The sequence below is a fragment of the Pedobacter sp. KACC 23697 genome, assembly GCF_045348445.1.
Lineage (GTDB): Bacteria > Bacteroidota > Bacteroidia > Sphingobacteriales > Sphingobacteriaceae > Pedobacter.
In genome coordinates, this window is the sequence record NZ_CP157485.1 from 3,063,212 (window position 1) to 3,084,285 (window position 21,074).

The window sequence follows — 21,074 nt, forward strand, 5'->3', positions numbered from 1 at the left end:
CAATTCGAAATTGGGCTTAATCCACATTATTTCCATTGACTACAGACAGGCTGCATCTTGATCATCATCAGTATGGATTAATTCTGGCTACTTTATAAGCAGCCCAAGATCCTAAAAGCATTTTCTATATTTAATTAAATCTTTTTAGGCACATGATGATCACCTGAACAAAACCAAATGGGGCTGTTTTTTATGTATGACTTTTAAAGAAACCCAGAAAATATCCTGTATAAGCACTTAGCAAGTAATATTAAACGGGTAGGTGATTGTATGAAGAACACAAAAGTTTCTATTATTTTTTGTAAGGGGGTCAATTATATACATTTTTTAAGCGCTCAACTTTTTTTAGAATGATATCGTTCCCATCCTTTTCAATAAGGCCTTCCCTGGCAAAATCACCTAGAATCCTGCTAAGGGTTTCTGAAGCAATTCCAATAGCATTAGCAAGGTCGTTTCTGGGAAGAGTGAGGCGTGTATTATCGGGTGTATTACTTTCCTTTTTTGCCAATTTAAGAATCGACCTGGATACCCTTGCCCGTACGGGGGCATGAGCGAGCTCCAGTATTTGATCATCCTTTTCATGTGTTACGCCTGCTAATTTTTTTGCAAAAAAGTTCGTCACTTCAGGATGCTCCTGAACCAATTTATTAATTATCCCTAAAGGAATAACTACCACCTGTGCATCATCAATAACCATTGCTGTATTTGATGCACGTGATCCAGCGATAAAATCCTGAAATCCAAAGTATTCACCAGCGTAATACAGTTCTGTAATTAATACTCGACCGGAAGAATCTGCGATAAAAGTTTTTATTTTACCTGACAGCACATAATAAATCCCTATGCAAGGTTCTCCCTTATAAAAGATTACCTGTTTCTTTTTAAAAATCCTGGGCACTAATGTTTCGCGCCTGGCATCCAACCAAAAAAGGCCATTATCTATCCCAGTAGGGCTTTTCTGCTGAAACTGCTGCTGCAGAAAAAATTCATACTGAAGGCGCCTTTTCCTTAACCGGGCCTCCACCTGGTTCAATAGCTCTGCATCGTCAAAATCATCAACAAGATATCCATCTGCCCCTATTTCCATCAATCTCCTTATCGCGTATTGATCGTCACCCTTTACAATCATCACAACGGATATGCTAACCGTATCGATAAACTTATTTACCATCCGCAGTACCCCAAACCCATCGATCCCATTTAAATCCATGCCACAAATGATCAGGTCTATCGGTAGGTTCCTGATTAATTCTATTGCCTTTTTCCCATTATCGGTAAACTCAACCAAGTATTTACCCGTGACCAATATATCGGAAATCTTCGCCCTGAGCTTGGCGTCCTTTAATATAATCAATATCTTAGAGCCTTCCATTCAAATGTAATTTTTTCCTACAGAAAACTATTTGCCCCCTGTTGGATATCGAAGTTTGTTAATTTATTCCTTATCCTGCTTTTACGGAAAAGAGAGTTACCTAGCCAAAAATTTAATCGTTTTGAAACTGGGTAGAACATGGAATTTCTAGTAAAAGCTATAAGCCTATAAGGCTATCTTCATTACCCCTGATCAATAATTAATTAGTATAGCCACCAAACACCATGTGTATTTTGATAGCAATTCCAGGTAAAAAGGCCAAGCATAAAATAATGTTCCAATAACCACCTGATGATCAAGTGTATCGATTGTGATATTAAAAATCCAGATGCGCTACATTTTTTTTTCTTTGGGATCACATTTCTTTTGATCACACTTATTTCAAAGGGTTTGCATTGCATTAATGTTATTAACTTAGGGTAGACATTATCAAAGGTTGTTAAAAAAATAAAAAAACCTATTGATTATTATCAACAATTTGATTGAAAAAAATCAACTCGAAATATAAGTACATCTAAGTTTAACGGAATTAAATCATTTTTATTAATCTGATCACATCATTTAGGATTATTCTTCCCCATTTGATGGCTAATTAAAAACCACATCTATGTTTGTAATCAGGAATGATGAAATTATATCGCTTTAAAACAAGATTTTGAAATTTTACCCGGTTTACAAGAACAGGATCCCATTTATTTAATGGTCAGATTTTAATAAGGAACTTAAATTCTATTGATAAAAGTTCGAAAATCTATCATTGTGGCTTGGTTTGCTAATTAACAGCAAACTTCTCGGAGAGAATATATACCGATTTAAATTAAATTTTAAGGGATCAATCCGTGAAGAACAATTTCCCTAAAAACAATAAACCTACGTATTCAGAAAGGAACTATTTAGCTGGCGCTGCACGATATTTGCAGAAAATTATGAAAAAACCAATTACTCCAAAATCTACCTGTAGATGGTATGGCCAATGGGAAGAGATACAATTCAAAATATTCATCATGAACGACATCATTTAGATGTTCATAAAAACACAGGAAAGAAAGGTTTTTTTATCCTGATTTATGATGCTTAGATGTTTCTGGGGGGTTAATTTTGCAACAGGTGAAGCCCCTAAGACCAGAAAACCTGGGATTAAGCCATTAATATAGAATTGTAATCCTACACACTTATGGAAGGACTTCTCATAATACTGTTATGGCATCTCCATACTAAATTTCAACTTCACACAAGTACAGTCAAACGCAACTACGTTGATGAAACTTGCTTTAAAAAGTGAACCCCTAAAATCAGACTAAAACTTTTTGGGGTTCACTATTGATGATACAGCCTTTTTCCATTCCTGAAAATTGGCAGATCTGCTATTACATTAAAATGCAACTATACTTATGGGTTATAAGGTCCACTGAACTCTGTTAAACCGTCCTTACGCATGGCTTCTATTATTAAGCAGGTATAGGCAAAATCCCAGCTCGTAGTAACCTCTGAATTCTGGTTAAGACCATAAGGCCAGTAATGTTGACTATCACCATTGAGTTGGGCGCCATTGTCATTCGTGATCAATCTTAATATTGCCGTTACGCTTGGGGCCTGTAATTTACCGTTAACCAATGTACTCCACCACCAGGAAGATGTTCCGGTACCTAAAGTGTGTGAACCTTCATGAAGCATTGTTCTTAAATTTTGATAAGAAGAATTGGTTCCAAACCGCATCCAACCACCATTATTGGCATCTGCTGTTGGTACACCATCAACATAATTTAAATACACGTGTTTGGTAACAGAGGTATAGTTATTAAAATACCAGACTGCACTATCAATAGCAACTTGTAACCTGCCATATGCAGCGAGCTCTTCTGCTCCGGGATTCTGAGATTTGTTAAAGGTATAGGTAAAATTACCTTTAGTAATGGTTTTAAAGGTAACTTCACTGCTATAACTTACTCCCTTTGTATTAATGGCATAGGCCCGGGCGTAGTAAGTAGTTTTTGGTGTAAGGCCTTTTAAACTCACCCTAAATTTACCAAGACCGGCATTGTTATGCTTTACTTTACTGCTGCTGATTGTTGGATTTGGCGAGGCAGCATATACAATGCCACGCTCGGTTACGGCATCACCACCGTCTGTTAACACCTCAATATCGGCTGCGGCTACCGTTGAACCAACAATATACATGGGTGAAAAGCCAAATGTTGCGCCGGCTATGCTGGCCGTAGTCAGTTCCATTTCATTACCATAAGCTACCCCTGCTTTATTTACCGCAAAAGCCCTTACGTAATATTTAGTAGAAGCCGTAAGCCCTTTAATTTCACTTGTAAATGTACCTGAGCCACTCACACTGGCTACGCCCGATTTATTGTTATCCATTGTTGGTTTGGGAGATGTACTCCAGCAAATCCCCTGATCGGTAACTGCAGACCCACCTTTGTCAGTTATTACTCCACCACTCATGGCAGAAGTAGTGGTAATGTTTGTAAAAGCACTGGTGGTAATTGTAGCCACAGAACCATTTGACTCCGTTTTAGGTGTGGTGGTTTCTGTTATTTTTTCAGTTTTTTTACATCCGCTGAATAGAGCAAAAATAAAACATACTGCAATAAGATATTTTTTTGATTGAGTCTTCATTTGTAGCGATAATTAAAGGTTTAATATTTTTTAATCAAAGTAAAGTGGTTCAAAAATGAATAATCCTCAAAGCTAAATTAAGATTCGAGGATTATTCAATGAGGTTATATCATAACTAAAGTGATTTTAGCGATACACCTTTCACTACCCAATATTGATTACCTGTAGTCATAGTCGCCAGAAAACCAATTGAAACCGTAGTAGGCTGAGTTAGCGTAAACTGAAGATTTTTATCTGCAAAGTTGGTGTAAGCTATTGAGGTGGATATAGCATTAACGTTAGGCAATGTATTCCCTACAGCAGCAACAATATAAACAGGATCAATGGCTTCATTAGCGCCAATATCAATTCCAAAATTATATTTACCGGCAGGCAGCGTAAAGGATTGATATATTTTACCATCAATTATTGCAGCGGTATTACTCCACCCCATTTCCATTGCCAAGGTTCCTCCCTGATCGGAGCACCAGCTTCCATAACCACCATGGTTTTTAACGCTGGCAGAAACAACCCAATCTTTTAACACACGCCATCTGCCACTGCCACTTGCCCCGTCTGATACGAATGGATTTCCTTTATTCTTGAAATATCCGCTATAATCAAGCAGTATACGTTGTGTCTGAAATGCCGTCGAAAAGGTATCAACACACGATGTATCCGGAAGAAACAATGTACGGTACTGGATATCGGTTCCTGCTTTCAAATCAGGAATAACAGTTCTGGTAGAATCAATTTTCGTTCTAATTTTCTTCGATACATTACTTGTACTGGTATATTGTACTTCTGTAGCAAATACTCCGGTAAGCTTATCCATACCCAGCCATGATATAATCCCCTTGCCCGTACTGGCATCAGCAGTTGCCGAAGAAATAGGTCTATTTGATAATGAGGCCTTGTAACGATCTCCATAAGATCTGGCATTGGCATAAACCGGAATAGATTTATTACCTACTTTATCATAAGTGTATATGGTAAAATTTTGTAAACCTTCTGTTTTGATTGGAATAGAGTAATTAAGCGTATCTACAACATTTTTCTTAACAACCGGGATTACCAACGAATCTTTCATGTTATTCCAGAATATTTTACAACTTACTACTTTAGGGTCTGCCAGAAAAAGTCCTTTCAGTAATACTCTTGAATCACCGGAAAACATTTTAACAGAATCAAGCTTACCAGTATAAGAAATTTCGCCACCTGCTACAAATTTCTTAAAGTCATCCTGTTTGGTACAGGCACTGTATACCCCTGCTACTAATATAAGCAAAGCGGTCACAGTTAACTTTCTATATTTTTTTGATTTATAATTATTCATCTTTATCATTTTTAAATGAAACTTAAATCGCTATCGCGGATCTCCATAACATTGAATTTCAGAAATGGACTGAAAAGTTGTACCCTGCCAGTTTTTAATGGATTTGATGCGCAGATAACGATATTTCTTAGCAGCGGCTCCAAAAGTATAACTGATACCGGCATTGGCAAAGGCATAATCTTCTGATGTTTGTACACCATAAGCGCTACCAGATGGTTTTGCAGATTTAAATGATCCGATCATTACCCAATTATTAAAACTACCATCTGCAGGAGGATTATCGGATGCCCAGATCTCAAAATCCTTTAAATTTCCACCATAATAGTACATTCTTCCCGCATTTAGATATTCCGGATAATTCCACACTACAATCCTGCTTAGGATAGCGGATTTTCCCAGATCAAAAGTTACCCATTGTGGCGTTACTTGCGTAACATCAGTAAGAGAGCACCTTGGCCAATCAATAAAGTTATTATCCCACATATTCTCCAAAGCAGTTGCCGTGTAAGTCTGCACAGCATCTGTTGGAAGTTTTAATGCTTTATATAGTGATTTAGAAAGCGCAGTTTCATACAATGGCTTTAATGTGGTGTATAAGGTATCACTATAATTTAACCACCTGTCGCGAATAGTAATGGCGAATTTACTGCTCAGTGTATCCAAGCCACGGATAGACTGGTTAATATCTGCCGCAGACGTATAGATGTTTTTACCCAGCGATTCGTATTTACCATTTTTAAAGATCATCACTTCAATTGATAAATCGGCTTTGGCCGGATTGCTTGATGTAAAGTTAATGCCCGCAAAATCAGGTATCACCTTTAAGCTCCTGAACACTCCTCTGATTGGATTTTCCAAAGGTTTGATTTTAACGATTGTTGGCGCTGAAGCTACCTCACTCCTGTTTACTGCATACAACATCACTTCATGCTCATTGGTATCGCCAAAGCCTTCTACCAACAGGCTGTTATTATAATAGGATGATTTAACTTCTGCCTCTGTACCATTTGCTAATTTGTATACCGCTTTAACATAAAGCAAATCCTTATCTACAGGTAAGTTATAACTAATTTTTGCATTAGCCGGACCATTCACTACCATTATATTGGAAACCTGCCCTGGAGGCGTTTCATTCTTTTCAAATGGTTTGAGTTCATCCTGTTTACATCCTATAAATGACACTATCATCATTGATAGCACCAAATAAAATAGTTGATTAATCTTTTTCATATTTTTTTATTGATTAATAATAATTTTACCATCCTGGGTTTTGTACCAGTTTAGGATTAACGGTCAAATCATACGTTCTGATTGGCCATAAATAATCACGAGGCGCTATAAAATTCTGATTTAATACTGTTCTTACACGGTAATAAGACTGCTCATCCGGCTGGTTTACACTCCACGCCGTAATCGGCTGATTAAACATTTCTGCTGCACGTTTCCATCTTCTGATATCCCAGTAGCGGCTACCTTCAAAGGCCATTTCAATTAAACGTTCTTGTTGAATGATCTCGCGCATACCATCTTTCGTGGTATATTTTGATGGATTGGTTGAATAGTTCGTCCATGATGTTTCTACACTTTGCAGACCGGCCCTGGTTCTGATTTTGTTAATGTAATTATAAACATCAGAAGAAGGGCTTGATAAAGTCTCATTAAGCGCTTCCGCATACATCAGATATAAATCTGCCAAACGGACTTCAGGCCATGCATAAGTTCTGTAGGATGCTCCACTATTGCTTTGCGACATATTCCAATCTACCACTTTCTTAACAAAATAGCCGGTTTCATTATACCAGCCAAAGTTGTTTGCGCCGGCCAATTGCGTAGATTTGGCTTCTACAGTATAAGTATTTTCATCAGAACTTGAAGGGCTATCATATTTGTACCAGGTAGCGCCGTCAAATGCTAAATCAGCATAGAAACGTGGCTCTCTGTCAAAGTTTAATCTTGCCGTATTATAGCCTTCTTTAATATAAAAACGCTCTGCTTTTACCGCTTTCCTAATGCTATAACGATTGGTGAAATCGAGCGTTTTATCTTCACCAATAGGCACACCGTTCCGGGTATAGAACATTTCAGCAATTTTAATAGGAGGAGCCAATTGTTGTCTGGCCAATCCTACAGGAATTGGATCTGAACCTTTCATTAAACGCGGCATTGCTACCTGTTGCATAAATAGTGACAGACTATTTGGATTAGCCCAAACATGCTCAGAATTTTGAGCAACTCTCTCCGTTAATGCACCCCTTATCGTAAGCTGTCTCAATGTAGAGTCAGACAGTTTAAACTGAGATCCTGGAAATTGATATAATTTAAATCCTGCGCCTTCGGCTGCATCAACAGCAGCTTTCGCCGCATCCCTGGCTTTTATCCATTTATTGGCATCATATGTAGTATTAAAAAGTGCAACTCCATCTTTATCCCTGAATCCCGCATAATCTGTGTTTCCATTGAATAATGGGCTTGCAGCTGTTAATAACAATCTAGCCTTAATGGCAAGTGCGATCGGTTTGGTAATACGCCCCAGTTCGTTGGTTCTATCCGTAATAATCATGGGTAAGTTGGCAATAGATTCATCCAACAGGTTATTCACGTAATTCACACAATCATCAAAAGGCTGCCTTTTAATCCTCACTTCATCAACAGAGGCATCAAGATCCAGGTTTTTGTCTACTATTGGAATCGGGCCATACATACGCAGCAGTAAAAAGTTATAATATGCTTTTAAAAATTTTACTTCTGCAATCCAGCGCTGTCTTTCATCCAATTTGAGATCCGGAACTTTGGTCGGATCCTGTACATTGTCCAGAAAAATATTACAGGTTCTGATCGCTTTATATAAACCAAAGTTATCATTAGCTCCACCGCCCTGATAACGTCCGTTCCACGCATCCATTAACGGATTATCGGCGTTCTGGCTACCTCTGGCTATACGCCAGCCATAAGAAATAAACTCCCGTTCTTCTATATTTGACCAGATTTCATCTCCTGCCATAAAACCCATATTGCTTAAAGGGTCGCCATCTTTAGGCAAAAAGGAATAACAGGTAAATAAATACTTTTCTGCCTCACTCCTTAAGGTAAATGCATTATCTATTGTGGCCACGTTATCGGGAACAATGTCCAGATACTTTTTACATGAGCCCAATAAAACTAAACTCAGCATTAGAATGGAGGCAAACCCCATTAAACCAGGCTTCTTTTTATTTTGAAATAATATTTCGGTATTTTTCATTTTATTTTCTTTAACGATCTTTAAAAACTTAAACTCACACCTAAATTGTATACCGTTTGTACAGGGTAACCTAAACCGTTTCCACCCATTTCCACATCCCATAACTTAAATGAGCTAAATGCGGCAAGGTTACTGGCGTTTAGATAAAAGCGGGTAGCCCTGATTCCGAGTTTGTTTTGGATTCTGGTTGGAAGATTATAACCAAGCTCTACCGATTTTAATCTTAAAAATGATCCATTGCGCATCCACCAGGTTGATGTCTGATTATTATTAGCAACAAATTTATCGCTTAATCGTGGCCAGAATGCATATATATCGCGATTCTCTTCACTCCAGTGACTGTTAGCAACCACATCAAGAAGACCATTCTGTGAACCGCCGTTAAATACAAAAGGAGAAATATTTTGTGGATTGATAAAAAACGAAGAACGGGCAGATCCCTGGAAAAAGGCAGAGATATCAAAACCTTTAAAGCCAAATGTTCCCCCAAAACCATAAATAATTTCTGGCGCTTGTGGTAGTCCGATCGGCACAGCATCAGCCTCTGATATAATACCATCACCATTTACATCTCTGTATTTGATATCACCGCCACCATAATCAAGTCCGGGTTTACCTGCAAATTGCACCGGTGAATTTTTAGCTTCAGCGTCGTCAACAAATAGCCTTTCTGCGATATATCCAAAAGCCTGCGTACTTGGCAATCCTACACGCGTGCGGTATGCCTCATTTGCATTATAAGCCGGCTCATCGTTAATTAGAATTTTGTTGGTAGCATAGGTAAGGTTACCTCTTAACTGCAGATACATGCTGTTTCCAAAAGACTTGTTATAATTGGCCGAAAAGTCAACCCCTCTGCTTTCCATCTCATTAGTATTCGCCTTCACTGCCGCCTGTAGTCCCATGGTACTTGGCACATATACCCTATCTGTTAAAATATTTGAACGGTTTTGTTTATATACATCAATGTTAAGACTTAACGCATCAAACAGGGTCATATCCAAACCAAGATTGATTTGCTTAGATTTTTCCCAGGTGATTAAAGGATTGGCATAACGTGAAATAGAAATACCATCTTTATAATAGAAGTTATTCTCACCAAATGTTCCGCCATAAGATCCATTATTCATGTTCACCTCTGAAAGATAGAAGAAACGATCCTGAGCCCTTCCAATCTGATCATTACCGGTGATACCATAAGTCGCTCTTAATTTTACATTGCTCAATACTTTGCTCAACGGTTTGAAGAATTTTTCATTTGAGATCAGATAACCCAAACCGAACGAAGGGAAGAAACCAAAACGATTATTTGCAGCAAAACGCTCAGATCCGTTATAACCAAAGTTGAATTCTGCCAGATAACGATTATCATAGCCATAAGTTGCACGGCCAGATACACCCTGGTTACGGGATGGCAATGACAACTGAAGACTTCCGGCATTTGCAGCCAGATAATTCCTCATATTGGTAATCAACATACCGGATACCGCATGTTTCTCTTTAAAAGTATGATTGTAATTTACAGCTACTTCTGTATAAAAAGTAGAGTTCAAACTTTTAGTGCCTTCTGAATAATTAAGATATTCCGTTCCGGTAAGGCCATAGGTTGGAGGTGCACCACTATTTAACAGGTTTAGCATAAAATCACCACCTGCCGGATTAGGAATAGCTGAATAATAAAAAGGATTATAATTACGTGCGATATCAAAGTAGGAATACCGGATTACATAAGACATCAATCGGGCGCTTAAACCTGGTAATACACCTTTTAAGTCTTGCTTGAGTTCAATCTGCGTTTGTAAGGTTGAAGAATTGTTATCCTGATATCCTTTAACCATTTCAGCATAAGGATTTATGTATAACGATCCGCTAGGAGAAATGGCATTACCAAATAACGGGTGTTTAGCGTAAGGCTGATAACTTGCCGGGTAAACCGCAGGGAACATTACCGGATTTGACCAGAGTGCCTGGTTAAAAATTTTCTGGCCACCATTGATTTTATTTCCGTTACTATCAAAACCGCCAACCGGCCCCCTGTAATCATCAAACTGACCATACACCCTCACAATAGCTTCTGTAGTGTTGGTTAGGTTGATATTAACGGTAGATCTTATTGAATAATTTCTGAGTTTGATATTACTGTTGAAATTATTGAGATCAGCTACTTTTAATACCCCATTATCAATATTATAGGTACCTGAAATATAATAACTAGCTTTACTACCACCACCTGTTACGTTCATATTATAACGCTGGTTAAAGGTATAATCCTTAATCAACTCTTTTATCCAGTTGTTATTTGGGTATAAAAGCGGATTTTCACCGGCCGCAGTAGCATCAATTTTAGTCTGCAGATAAGGTAATATAGCTAATCTGCTCCTGGTTAATGCCGCTTCGTTGGCCAGCTTCATATAGGTAACATTATCTGCAAATTTGAAATTTCTTGTATTACCGGATAATGAAGTTTCAGCACGGAAAAAATATTTAGTTTCTCCGGCCTGCCCTGCTTTTGTTAAAATCAAAAGCACACCATTTGCACCTCTGGCTCCATAAACGGCTGAAGCAGTTGCATCCTTTAAAACGTTAAATGATGCAATGTCATCCGGCTGTAAACGGGCCATGTCATTTTGAGTAGACTCAACACCATCAATCAAAATTAAAGGATCCTGCTTGCCCGCACCGAAACTACCTAACCCGCGGATAAAGAAAGAGGCATTATCTGCACCTGGCTCACCACTACGTTGATAGGCAATCATACCGGCTACCCTTCCTGCCAGCATGGTAGTCAGGTTACTGGTTGGGCCCTTTAATTCTTTTGGATTAATAGAGGTAATGGAACTGATTACACTTTGCTTTTTCTGGGTACCAAAACCCACTACCGCAACATCCTGAAGAGAATTTGCATCAGGCTTTAACACCACATTGATTACATAACTTCCATCGCCTGATTTCTCATAATCAATAACTGCTTTAGTTTGTGCTTTATATCCTACCAGGGAAAAAAGCAATTTTCCTGAACGGGGAACCTGGATGGTATATCTTCCCAGATCGTCAGAGGAAATTCCGCGACTTGTTCCCGAAACTTTAATGTTTACCCCTGGTAATCCGCCCATTGTATCCTTTACTACCCCTTTTACCGTTACTTCATTCTGAGCAGAGGCCGAAAAGCCCAAGCCCAAAAATAACAGCATACTGAGCAGCGTTCGGAATACGCCTCCACGGAAAAATAGGCAGCCCGAAATCTGGGCCTTCTTTTTGTAGATTTTTCTCATTGTTTGATTTTAGTTTGAAATTGTTTGTTTATTAGTTTATTCACGAGTATACCAACCATCATACGGTAAAACCTTACGATAGCAGATATTCTTACTTTGCAAAACTCAGCCGAAAGCTTCTTCTAGTTACTGAAAAAGCTTGATGATAAATTAGGCAATAATCATCTTTATAGAGATAACTATAAGCAGAGGTTTAGTTGAATCTTCTTGATAGTATGGTTTTCTTCATATGTTCAATATTATATTTGGTTGTAACAAATTAACCACTAAAATTGCTATACGAGTGAGGGGCAATATGGTAATTCTTAGGGGCCAAATTGATAAGAAAGCCGTTGATAAGCTAAAATAACCCATATTATCTGATTAAATTAAAAAAGTAAAACTATTTTTTTTAAAAAATTATAGCCTATGATTGGTGCTTACAAAATGGATGAATTGATTCATAACGAGCTTTTGAAATTTAGTTTTTAACTGATTTAACGATCCTATAATCGAACAGCATGTAAACCAAAATCCTAATACAATAATGAAGGAGGAAAATAGGAAATAGCCTTTGGAAAACAATTTTGGTCAGTTCAATACCGGTGAACTATCTACCTTTAAGATATGACCACTCTTAATTTAAAATGATGGTACAACGTATGGCGCGCCCGTCATCAAAAGTTATCATATACTTCATAAACCATTTTGTAATGGGCTTGTTGTTTCTATCTTTGTAGCCGGCATTAGCAGTGCCGCTTTGGAGACCTGGATAATTAAAAAGCAGATTTTTAACAGTAAAAAATCCAGTTTCAAAGCAAACTGCATTTAAATATTTTAACATAAGAAATTAGCATGTCTGACGAGAAAATAATATTTTCAATGGCAGGTGTAAATAAAATTTACCCGCCACAAAAACAGGTTTTAAAAAATATTTACCTTTCTTTCTTTTATGGAGCCAAAATCGGGGTTATCGGTTTAAACGGTTCTGGTAAGTCATCTCTTTTAAAAATTATTGCCGGCCTGGATAAATCTTATCAGGGTGAAGTCGTTTTCTCGCCTGGTTATTCGGTAGGTTATTTAGCACAGGAACCAATATTAGACCCGGAAAAAACCGTTCGCGAGGTAGTTGAAGAAGGGGTTGCCGAAGTTACGGCCATTTTGAAAGAATACGAAGAAGTGAATGAGGCCTTTGGTTTGGAAGAAAATTATTCTGATCCAGACAAAATGGATAAGTTAATGACCAGACAGGGTGAACTTCAGGATAAAATTGATTCATTGGGTGCCTGGGAAATTGATTCTAAATTAGAAAGAGCGATGGATGCCTTACGTTGTCCTGATCCCGAAACCAAAATAGGCGTGCTGTCAGGCGGTGAGCGCCGTCGTGTGGCCATGTGCCGCTTATTGCTTCAACATCCTGATGTATTGTTATTGGATGAGCCTACCAACCACCTGGATGCCGAAAGTATTGATTGGTTGGAGCAATTCTTACAAAATTACGAAGGAACTGTTATTGCCGTTACCCACGATAGATATTTCCTGGATAATGTAGCCGGATGGATTTTAGAGTTAGACCGTGGTGAAGGAATCCCATGGAAAGGAAATTACAGCAGCTGGTTAGACCAGAAAGCAAAACGCTTATCGCAGGAAGAGAAAACAGAAAGCAAACGCCAAAAAACATTGGAACGTGAGTTGGAATGGGTACGTATGGCCCCAAAAGCACGTCACGCTAAATCTAAAGCGCGTTTAGCCAACTATGATAAATTAGCTTCTGAAGACGGAAGAGAAAGAGAAGATAAATTAGAACTCTTTATCCCTGCAGGTCCGCGTTTGGGTAATGTAGTCATCGAAGCCACGAATGTGACCAAAGCTTATGGCGATAAAGTATTGTTCGATAATTTAAATTTTTCCCTTCCTCCGGCAGGTATTGTGGGAATTATTGGACCCAATGGTGCAGGTAAAACCACTTTATTCCGTTTAATTACCGGACAGGAAGAAGCAGATGCCGGCACTTTCCGTGTAGGCGAAACCGTTGAGCTGGGTTATGTAGATCAGATGCACAATGATTTAGATGCCGATAAAACTGTATACGAAAATATTACTGATGGATTAGACAATATACAGCTAGGAACTAAAGCTATTAACGGCCGTGCGTATGTTTCCAAATTCAACTTTAATGGTGGCGATCAGCAGAAAAAAGTGGGTATTTTATCAGGTGGTGAACGTAACCGTGTACACTTGGCCATTACCTTGAAAAAAGGGGCCAATGTATTGCTGCTGGATGAGCCTACCAACGATATTGACGTAAATACTTTGCGTGCACTGGAAGAAGCTTTAGAAAATTTTGGTGGTTGTGCGGTAGTAATCAGTCACGACAGGTGGTTCCTGGATAGGATCTGTACACACATCCTTGCTTTCGAAGGTAACTCTGAGGTTTATTTCTTTGAAGGAAATTATTCAGATTATGAAGAAAACCGCAAAAAACGTTTGGGTGACGTTACGCCGAAACGCATTAGGTATAAGAAACTAGATTAATACAAAGTCCCGATAAAAATCGGGACTTTGTTGTGATGCGTAATATTGAAAGCTTTCTATATCTGTCACGTTGAACCTGTCGAAACGCCTTTTATACCTTAAAAAGGTCCTTCGACAGGCTCAGGATGACAATTTTGCTTACAATTTATGCAGGTTGAAAAGGGTTTGGTCTTTGGTTTTCTTTTGCTTTGCGTTTGCCCCTGAAAAAGAAATACAGGTTGATAAACAGCATAATGCCAAGGTAAATGGCGAAACCACCTATCTTAGCACTCAGTGCCTCCACTAAACTGCGGTAATCGTTTGCGCCGATCGTAATCTTCATAATCAACAGGGCGAAACCGATATTGAGCAGGTAAAAGCCTGTTTCGAAAAGTTTGTTAGTGGCATTCGCGATTTCTTCCCTCCCTTTAAAAATATCAAGCATATATATCTTACTGTTTTTGAACAGCGTTTTTGAAACATAAAAAGTCAGAAAAAGTGCAATTGGTAAATAAACTGCATAGCCGGTTAAAATTTTTGTCGTTTCCATAATGAAAAATTTTTAAGGTGTTATTTTATTAATTTATATATGGTATGGGTAAGCAAATAGATATTTAAATAATGAAGAACAGACAGGATGCAAACAATGGTAGCCACTTTTACCGCCATCACTTCTATAAGGTGCTGCGATGAAAGGACCGTCTCCCACCCTACCAATGTCATGGCACAATAACCAATATTAACCAGGTAATAAGAAACCAAAAGCGATTTATTAATCTGCTGACAAAGATCCAAATGATCGGGAATGAGTTCGGCTACGAAGATATTTCCATTGCGGTAACAGATTTTCCCTACCACCACGATGATAAATACGATAACCGTTATAAAGATGGCATATCCGAGTATATTGTAGTCCATAACCAAATATTAAATTATACAACTTTCAGAAAAAAATGAAAATATAGATTAAAAAAATAAGCCTATTTTAAGGCATGATGTAAATCTTTTTATCTCCATTTCCCTTTCACCATGTAAAAGTAAATAAAACTTATTAAACTTTCAAATATTATTGAAAGTTAATGAAATAAATATCTCTTCATATGTGTTCTAAACATAACATGTTGAATCCGTTTTTTGAGGGATAGCTCCTACAAGCTATCGTCATTTGAGTTCGAACGGAGAAAAACAACGTAGAGAAACCAGCATGCTAAACGAAGCTAAATCTATCGCAGCAGATCTCTCCACTTCGCGTTGCTTCGGTCGAGAGGACGACCCGCATTAATGAATTATGTCAATGTTAGCTTAATCTAAGGGTTATTCAGTATTCCTATGTTTTTAAAGATTCTTCACTGTGTTCAGAATGACATAAAAGAATTTAATTTTTGATCTACGACGCGCAATTTTTTGTATCATCAACCAATGAACCAATGGCCAATGAACTTTCTAGCGCCAGTTTTTTAAAGCTTTTTTTACCGCAGCATCCGTTACCTCTTCCATAATTTTATAACCCGCAAGGTTAGGATGAACACCATCTACCGTTAACTCGGCGCGTTGCCCCCTTCTTTCGTCTGCCAAAGGTGTCCAGTAATCCAAAATGGTAAAATTACGCTCTTGGGCATAGGCCTCAATCTTTTCGTTTAAGTTAATTATGCTATCGGCTGCTTTAATTTGCTTATTCCATGGATACTCGTAAACTGGCAAATATTTACAAAGTATAACCTTAATACGGTGTAACTTTGCCAGTTCTGCCATAGATTTAATGTTATTCATCACTTTATCGATGGTCACGTGACCTGTATTGCCTGCAATGTCATTACTACCCGCCAAAATAATTACTACTTTTGGTTTAAGGTTAATCACATCCTGCCGAAAACGGATGAGCAGCTGTGGCGAAATCTGCCCGCTTATTCCCCTGTCCACGTAATTATTCCGACTGAAATACTCAGGATCTTTCTGTTTCCAGAATTCGAAAATAGAACTTCCCAAAAAAACTACCCTTTTTTCTTTTTTGGCCGGTATCGGTAAAAGTTCATTTTCTTTCTGATATTTCGTTAAAGCGGCCCAATCGTCGCTAAAATTTTCTTTTTCGGCACTGGTATTTAATGAGTCTGCTTTCTGATCTTGTGCAAATACAGCACTGGCAGAAATCCATAAAATAAGAAACAGGAATTTATTCATAAGGCAAATTGCATCATATAACGAAACACTAAAACTAAATAATCCGGGAATAAATATTTATTCTTCAGCATTAATGTTACTGTTTAACTTACTGTTTTTACTGCCAAACTGGCTCAGGTTATAACTTAATGTTGCTTGTATAAAGCGGCTGATAAACCTTGTTCTATTTTCTGAAATGGAGTTATTGGTTATACTGGTGCTAAATAATGCGCCCTGATTAAACAAATCGTTTGCCTGTACAGCGAAAAGCAACCTGTTTCCTTTCAGAAAAGAAGTATTCATTCCCATATTTACCAATAAAGGATTTCCGGCATATAAGCTATATCCAAAATTTAAACTTTTAGAGGCCGATGCATTTACCCTGAAGTGTTTACCTGGAATCCAGCTTGCACTTCCGCTCAGGGCCACCACCTGCACATTTTTGATGTTCTGGTTCATTACCGAATAAGTATTGGAACTGAAACTATAAGATGCACTGGTATTAAAGGCATATTTTTTCTGGTTAAGGTTAAATTTAAAACCATTAGAAACGTTAATACCTTTGCTTCGGTTCAGTACATTATCGGTATAAAAAACATTGTGGCTATAGGCAATGTTTCCATATATCGATAGGGAAAGCTTATTATCCAGCATTCTTTTATTGGCGGAGTAATTTGCGCCAATATTATAAATACCGTTCACATTTTCGAATGTAGTCTGCTGTTTTAAACTATTTAGTGTATCCCTGAGAAAAACCGTATTGCTGACCACACTGTTGATCGCAAAAGTACCCGATAAGCCTGCCATTATACTCAGCCCCGATTTAACCCCAAATTTATTATAGCTAAAATCAGCCGTGTGGCTTGACGTTGCTTTAAGATCCGGATTACCAATAATCAGGTTCTGTACATCATTATTGTTCCTAATGGGTTGTAGTTTATTAAAATCGGGCGAATTGGTATAGCCGCTGTAATCAAAACTTAAATTTCCATTTTCTTTAATCTGATAGCTTAAGTTGGCCGATGGTGAAAAATTTAACTGATAGTTTTTAAGTTTCTGCCCGGTATTCCGGTATTGACCAATAATGATACTCGGGGAAAAATTAATGCCAAAGTTGTAACTAAGCTGGTTTTTGTTGGCATTATAACCAACACTAATGTTCTGGTTGATAAAATTTGAAACATAATCCTGCCCGAGCGAATCGACTTCAAAACTATTTCCTAAAGGATTGTTAACCGTGGTAGTTTGCAGGTTGCGGCTTCTGCTTACCATAAAGCGATAAGATACGTTGATAAAATTATACCCGGTACTATCTTTCGCTTTTTTCAGTGAATTTGAAAACTGAATATTGCCGCCAAAATTAGAACTTGAGGTATTATTATCTACCAATCGATTCAAAATTGAATCTTTAAGCAATACATTGGTAGTTTCGTTATAATAACGGATCATATCATTAATGCTGCTACTGGTATTTCCACCACTGGTACCAAAGCTGAAGCCCATAGATAATGAACGTTTATTATCAGATAAACGCCGCGACCAGTTGATGCTTCCATTAAGATTGGGATTGCTGTTCCTCGATCCTGAATTAGAACTCAGGTCCTGCCTGATTATTCCGGTTTTGTTTGAAGTAGAAAAAGCATCATTACGGGTATCGGCCAATGCGCCGGCAAGCATAATATTAAAATAATTTTTCTTGGTAGAACCGTTTAAACCAAGGTTGATGTTATTGGTTAATGAATTGGAATTATTAATGCTTTCCCTTAAATCGTAAATCGTACCCTGCGGATTAAAGGTTTCCAGATAATTACTCTGAATAGATTTATTGGTTCCATCACTGAAATCGTAACTGCCGTTAACCGTAAATTCTTTTGAAATCTTATCTCTGATATTACCACTTAAGGCTCCGTTATTCAATTTAGCAAATTCATTATTGGTCAAACCATAACGGCCACCAAAACCAATCTGTTTTGTTTTCTTCCAAACGTTTCCCTTACCGGCTAAATTATGTGCGTTATTAGTCGCAGTATTCGTATTCACTCCACCAAAAATGCCTTGATCCTTACCTGGCTTCGTTACCAGGTTTAACATTTTTTGCGGTGTACCGGTTTTAATACCTGTAAAATTAGCTTCATCACCATAATCTTCAATAACCTGTAATTTGGCAATAATATCTGCAGGCAACTGCTTAATATAATCCTCTACATTGTTAGTGAAAAAATCTTCACCGTTTACCCGCAGCTTGGTCATTTTCTTTCCCATGGCGGTAACAGCGCCTTTTTCGTCAATTTCAATGCCTTGCAGCTGCCTTAACAGGTCTTCCACTTTATCGTTTTCTCTTATTGTATAAGCCCCTGCATTATATTCGATGGTATCTTTTTTGATTTTAATGGGATCTACTTTTACCTTAACCTGCACATCCTCCAGGCGAATTGTTTCGACCTGAAGCACTACAGGATCTAAAACAGCATTTTTTTTCGAAGATTCAATTTCGTAGATAGAAGTAAAAGGCTTGTAGCCCAACGCAGTAATGGAAAGATAAAACTTATTTCGGGTTACTTTTGAGAATGCAAAGTTTCCTTTCGCATCAGAATTTGTGCGGAGCGTATCTGGGTGTGTAATTAACCTAATGCTTACACCTTCAATAGGTTTCTTCAAAGAATCGATTACATGACCACTTATTTTAAACTGAGACTGTGCGAGAGCGTTAAAGGAAAATATGATCAGTATAAAAAATAGTAAAAAGCATAAATTATTGCTTTTTCTCATCCCTCGGCCCCCTTTTGTAAATAACAAGACCATTTAAAAAATTGCGCAGAATCTGATCGCCGCAAGGTTTAAAATTCTCATGGTCTTCATTTCTGAAAATATCGCCCAGCTCTGCCTTCGTTACTTTAAATCCGACAAGGTCACAAATGGTTATGATATCTTCTGTTTTAAGTGATAAGGCTACTCTAAGTTTCTTTAATATATCGTTATTGCTCATGCCGTTTGAATTTATTGAATGATTGATGTGGTGTTAGAATGTTATAAAGTTGAACTGTTGCAAAGTTGGAAAAATTTTAATTAAGAAAGCTGAATTTGATTTATTGTATACTCAAATTAACCAATGACCAATGAACTACCGAACAATTAATTTAAAAAACTCAACTCGCAATTTCTAATTTAAGTTTCTTCCCTTTAATTTTTTCACCGCTTAGTTTTTTAAACAATTGGGTTATTTTGTTTCTTTTTACCGCTACGTAACTGCTTGTATCTTTAACTTCTATCAAGCCTAAATCATCCTTTGTTAAATCTCCCTTTTGTAAAAACAGGCCTACAATGTCAATTTTATTAATTTTATCTTTCTTACCGTGCGCCAGATATAAGGTTACCCAATCACTCGCTTCGGGTAAGGCATACCGGTCTTCTAAAATTTCCTCCTCCACATCAGCAGGCAAATATTTATAGTTTTCTTCAGTTGTTAAAATAGCATATGCTGTTCCCGTCGCATGCATACGTGCCGTACGGCCATTTCGGTGGATATACGCATCTTCCGTATAGGGTAATTGATAGTGCACAATATGTTCCACTTCCGGGATATCGAGACCACGTGCTGCCAGATCTGTTGTAATTAAAATCCGATGACTGCCATTTCTAAATTTAAGCAATGCCTTTTCCCGATCAAGCTGCTCCATTCCACCATGAAAAACATCGTGACCTAAACCATTTTCGAACAGTAAATCACTTATCCGGTCTACCGTTTCCCTGTGGTTACAGAATACCAATGTATTTTTATTGCCTATTTTACTCAATAATCTGAATAGGTAATCTAACTTATCAGCTGCAGGTACTGTTATTTTTTTGAGCTTTAGATCTGGTTTTGCTTCGATATTCTTCGAAAAATCGACTTCAACCGGTGTCTTGATTTTAACAAAACCAGGAATCTCTTCCATTTTGGTTGCTGAGGTTAATATCCGTTGCTTTAAAGAAAGTAATGACCCGATGATATAAGACATATCATTTTCAAAGCCGAACTCCAGCGCCTTATCAAATTCATCTAAAACTAAAGTTTCGATAAAAGATTCGTCAAAGTTCTGATGTTCCAGATGATAAGCGATCCTTCCTGGCGTGCCGATCAAAACCGCAGGAGGATGGGCAAGGTTATTTTTTTCGATCCTTACCGCATGGCCTCCGTAACAGCAGTTTACCTTAAACGAAGTGCCCATTTGTTTAAACACCTGCTCAATCTGCAGGGCAAGTTCTCTTGAAGGGACCAGAATCAAAGCCTGTACGCCTTTCACTTCGATTTTTAAATTAGAAAGCAATGGCAATAAAAAAGCCAACGTTTTCCCCGAACCCGTTGGCGCTATTAATATGACATCTTTACCGGTCTTAGCTGCTTTTACAGAAGACTCCTGCATTTCGTTAAGTGCAGAAATGTTTAATTTTTTTAAGGCATTTTCTATCATTCCGCCATAAAGGTAATCATTTCTCTTCAGGGCAAAAACGGCACCCTTTGTCAGGGTTTGAAAAATTTTCTCCGCAATTTGCGGAGCGTAGAAAAATTGAGTCCTTTATCCAGCAACATTAACATCCTACCGCGTTTGGACATAG

General features: G+C 37.8%; 13 protein-coding genes. 1 reads left to right on the forward strand and 12 read right to left on the reverse strand.

The window, feature by feature from the left end; all coding sequences use genetic code 11:
- Positions 1–310 precede the first annotated feature (310 nt).
- From ABEG20_RS12185 to ABEG20_RS12210, 6 genes are all read right to left on the reverse strand, one after another.
- Positions 311–1,372 carry a cyclic nucleotide-binding domain-containing protein gene (locus ABEG20_RS12185; protein ID WP_406823613.1) on the reverse strand — a complete coding sequence of 354 codons (1,062 nt, stop codon included), beginning with the start codon at positions 1,370–1,372 and terminating at the stop codon, positions 311–313.
- A gap of 1,389 nt (positions 1,373–2,761) precedes the next feature.
- Positions 2,762–4,000, reverse strand: a complete 1,239-nt coding sequence (locus ABEG20_RS12190; protein ID WP_406823614.1) for a hypothetical protein — start codon at positions 3,998–4,000, stop codon at positions 2,762–2,764.
- Between the two features lie 115 nt (positions 4,001–4,115).
- Positions 4,116–5,315, reverse strand: coding sequence for a DUF4998 domain-containing protein (locus ABEG20_RS12195; protein WP_406823615.1), 1,200 nt, complete (start codon positions 5,313–5,315; stop codon positions 4,116–4,118).
- A gap of 30 nt (positions 5,316–5,345) precedes the next feature.
- Positions 5,346–6,545: a DUF5000 domain-containing lipoprotein gene (locus ABEG20_RS12200; RefSeq protein WP_406823616.1), complete on the reverse strand. Its 1,200-nt coding sequence runs from the start codon at positions 6,543–6,545 to the stop codon at positions 5,346–5,348.
- Between the two features lie 25 nt (positions 6,546–6,570).
- Complete coding sequence (locus ABEG20_RS12205; RefSeq protein WP_406823617.1) at positions 6,571–8,556, reverse strand: RagB/SusD family nutrient uptake outer membrane protein; 1,986 nt, start codon at positions 8,554–8,556, stop codon at positions 6,571–6,573.
- Positions 8,557–8,576: 20 nt separating this feature from the next.
- A complete protein-coding gene (locus tag ABEG20_RS12210; protein WP_406823618.1) occupies positions 8,577–11,828 on the reverse strand; it encodes a SusC/RagA family TonB-linked outer membrane protein in 3,252 nt (1,083 codons plus the stop codon).
- An 834-nt stretch (positions 11,829–12,662) separates the two neighbouring features.
- Here ABEG20_RS12210 and ettA point away from each other — a divergent pair.
- A complete protein-coding gene (gene ettA, locus ABEG20_RS12215; RefSeq protein ID WP_406823619.1) occupies positions 12,663–14,342 on the forward strand; it encodes an energy-dependent translational throttle protein EttA in 1,680 nt (559 codons plus the stop codon).
- A gap of 145 nt (positions 14,343–14,487) precedes the next feature.
- Here the strand turns inward: ettA and ABEG20_RS12220 are convergent, their stop codons facing one another.
- From ABEG20_RS12220 to ABEG20_RS12245, 6 genes are all read right to left on the reverse strand, one after another.
- Positions 14,488–14,871 carry a hypothetical protein gene (locus ABEG20_RS12220; RefSeq protein WP_406823620.1) on the reverse strand — a complete coding sequence of 128 codons (384 nt, stop codon included), beginning with the start codon at positions 14,869–14,871 and terminating at the stop codon, positions 14,488–14,490.
- A gap of 20 nt (positions 14,872–14,891) precedes the next feature.
- A complete protein-coding gene (locus ABEG20_RS12225) occupies positions 14,892–15,239 on the reverse strand; it encodes a hypothetical protein (protein WP_406823621.1) in 348 nt (115 codons plus the stop codon).
- 525 nt (positions 15,240–15,764) lie between these two features.
- Positions 15,765–16,499 carry a GDSL-type esterase/lipase family protein gene (locus ABEG20_RS12230; RefSeq protein ID WP_406823622.1) on the reverse strand — a complete coding sequence of 245 codons (735 nt, stop codon included), beginning with the start codon at positions 16,497–16,499 and terminating at the stop codon, positions 15,765–15,767.
- A 57-nt stretch (positions 16,500–16,556) separates the two neighbouring features.
- The gene (locus ABEG20_RS12235) at positions 16,557–19,280 is read right to left on the reverse strand and encodes a TonB-dependent receptor (RefSeq protein WP_406823623.1); all 2,724 of its coding nucleotides are present in this window, start codon (positions 19,278–19,280) and stop codon (positions 16,557–16,559) included.
- Positions 19,231–19,464, reverse strand: coding sequence for a DUF1456 family protein (locus ABEG20_RS12240; protein ID WP_029274124.1), 234 nt, complete (start codon positions 19,462–19,464; stop codon positions 19,231–19,233). The genes ABEG20_RS12235 and ABEG20_RS12240 overlap by 50 nt, the downstream gene beginning before the upstream one ends.
- 160 nt (positions 19,465–19,624) lie before the next feature.
- Positions 19,625–20,929 carry a DEAD/DEAH box helicase gene (locus ABEG20_RS12245; protein ID WP_406823624.1) on the reverse strand — a complete coding sequence of 435 codons (1,305 nt, stop codon included), beginning with the start codon at positions 20,927–20,929 and terminating at the stop codon, positions 19,625–19,627.
- Positions 20,930–21,074: the final 145 nt, after the last annotated feature.

Coding starts and splice junctions, on each gene's coding strand:
- ABEG20_RS12185 (WP_406823613.1), bottom strand. CDS start 1,372: ATGGAAGGCTCTAAGATATTGATTATATTAAAGGACGCCAAGCTCAGG.
- ABEG20_RS12190 (WP_406823614.1), bottom strand. CDS start 4,000: ATGAAGACTCAATCAAAAAAATATCTTATTGCAGTATGTTTTATTTTT.
- ABEG20_RS12195 (WP_406823615.1), bottom strand. CDS start 5,315: ATGAATAATTATAAATCAAAAAAATATAGAAAGTTAACTGTGACCGCT.
- ABEG20_RS12200 (WP_406823616.1), bottom strand. CDS start 6,545: ATGAAAAAGATTAATCAACTATTTTATTTGGTGCTATCAATGATGATA.
- ABEG20_RS12205 (WP_406823617.1), bottom strand. CDS start 8,556: ATGAAAAATACCGAAATATTATTTCAAAATAAAAAGAAGCCTGGTTTA.
- ABEG20_RS12210 (WP_406823618.1), bottom strand. CDS start 11,828: ATGAGAAAAATCTACAAAAAGAAGGCCCAGATTTCGGGCTGCCTATTT.
- ettA (WP_406823619.1), top strand. CDS start 12,663: ATGTCTGACGAGAAAATAATATTTTCAATGGCAGGTGTAAATAAAATT.
- ABEG20_RS12220 (WP_406823620.1), bottom strand. CDS start 14,871: ATGGAAACGACAAAAATTTTAACCGGCTATGCAGTTTATTTACCAATT.
- ABEG20_RS12225 (WP_406823621.1), bottom strand. CDS start 15,239: ATGGACTACAATATACTCGGATATGCCATCTTTATAACGGTTATCGTA.
- ABEG20_RS12230 (WP_406823622.1), bottom strand. CDS start 16,499: ATGAATAAATTCCTGTTTCTTATTTTATGGATTTCTGCCAGTGCTGTA.
- ABEG20_RS12235 (WP_406823623.1), bottom strand. CDS start 19,280: ATGGTCTTGTTATTTACAAAAGGGGGCCGAGGGATGAGAAAAAGCAAT.
- ABEG20_RS12240 (WP_029274124.1), bottom strand. CDS start 19,464: ATGAGCAATAACGATATATTAAAGAAACTTAGAGTAGCCTTATCACTT.
- ABEG20_RS12245 (WP_406823624.1), bottom strand. CDS start 20,929: ATGATAGAAAATGCCTTAAAAAAATTAAACATTTCTGCACTTAACGAA.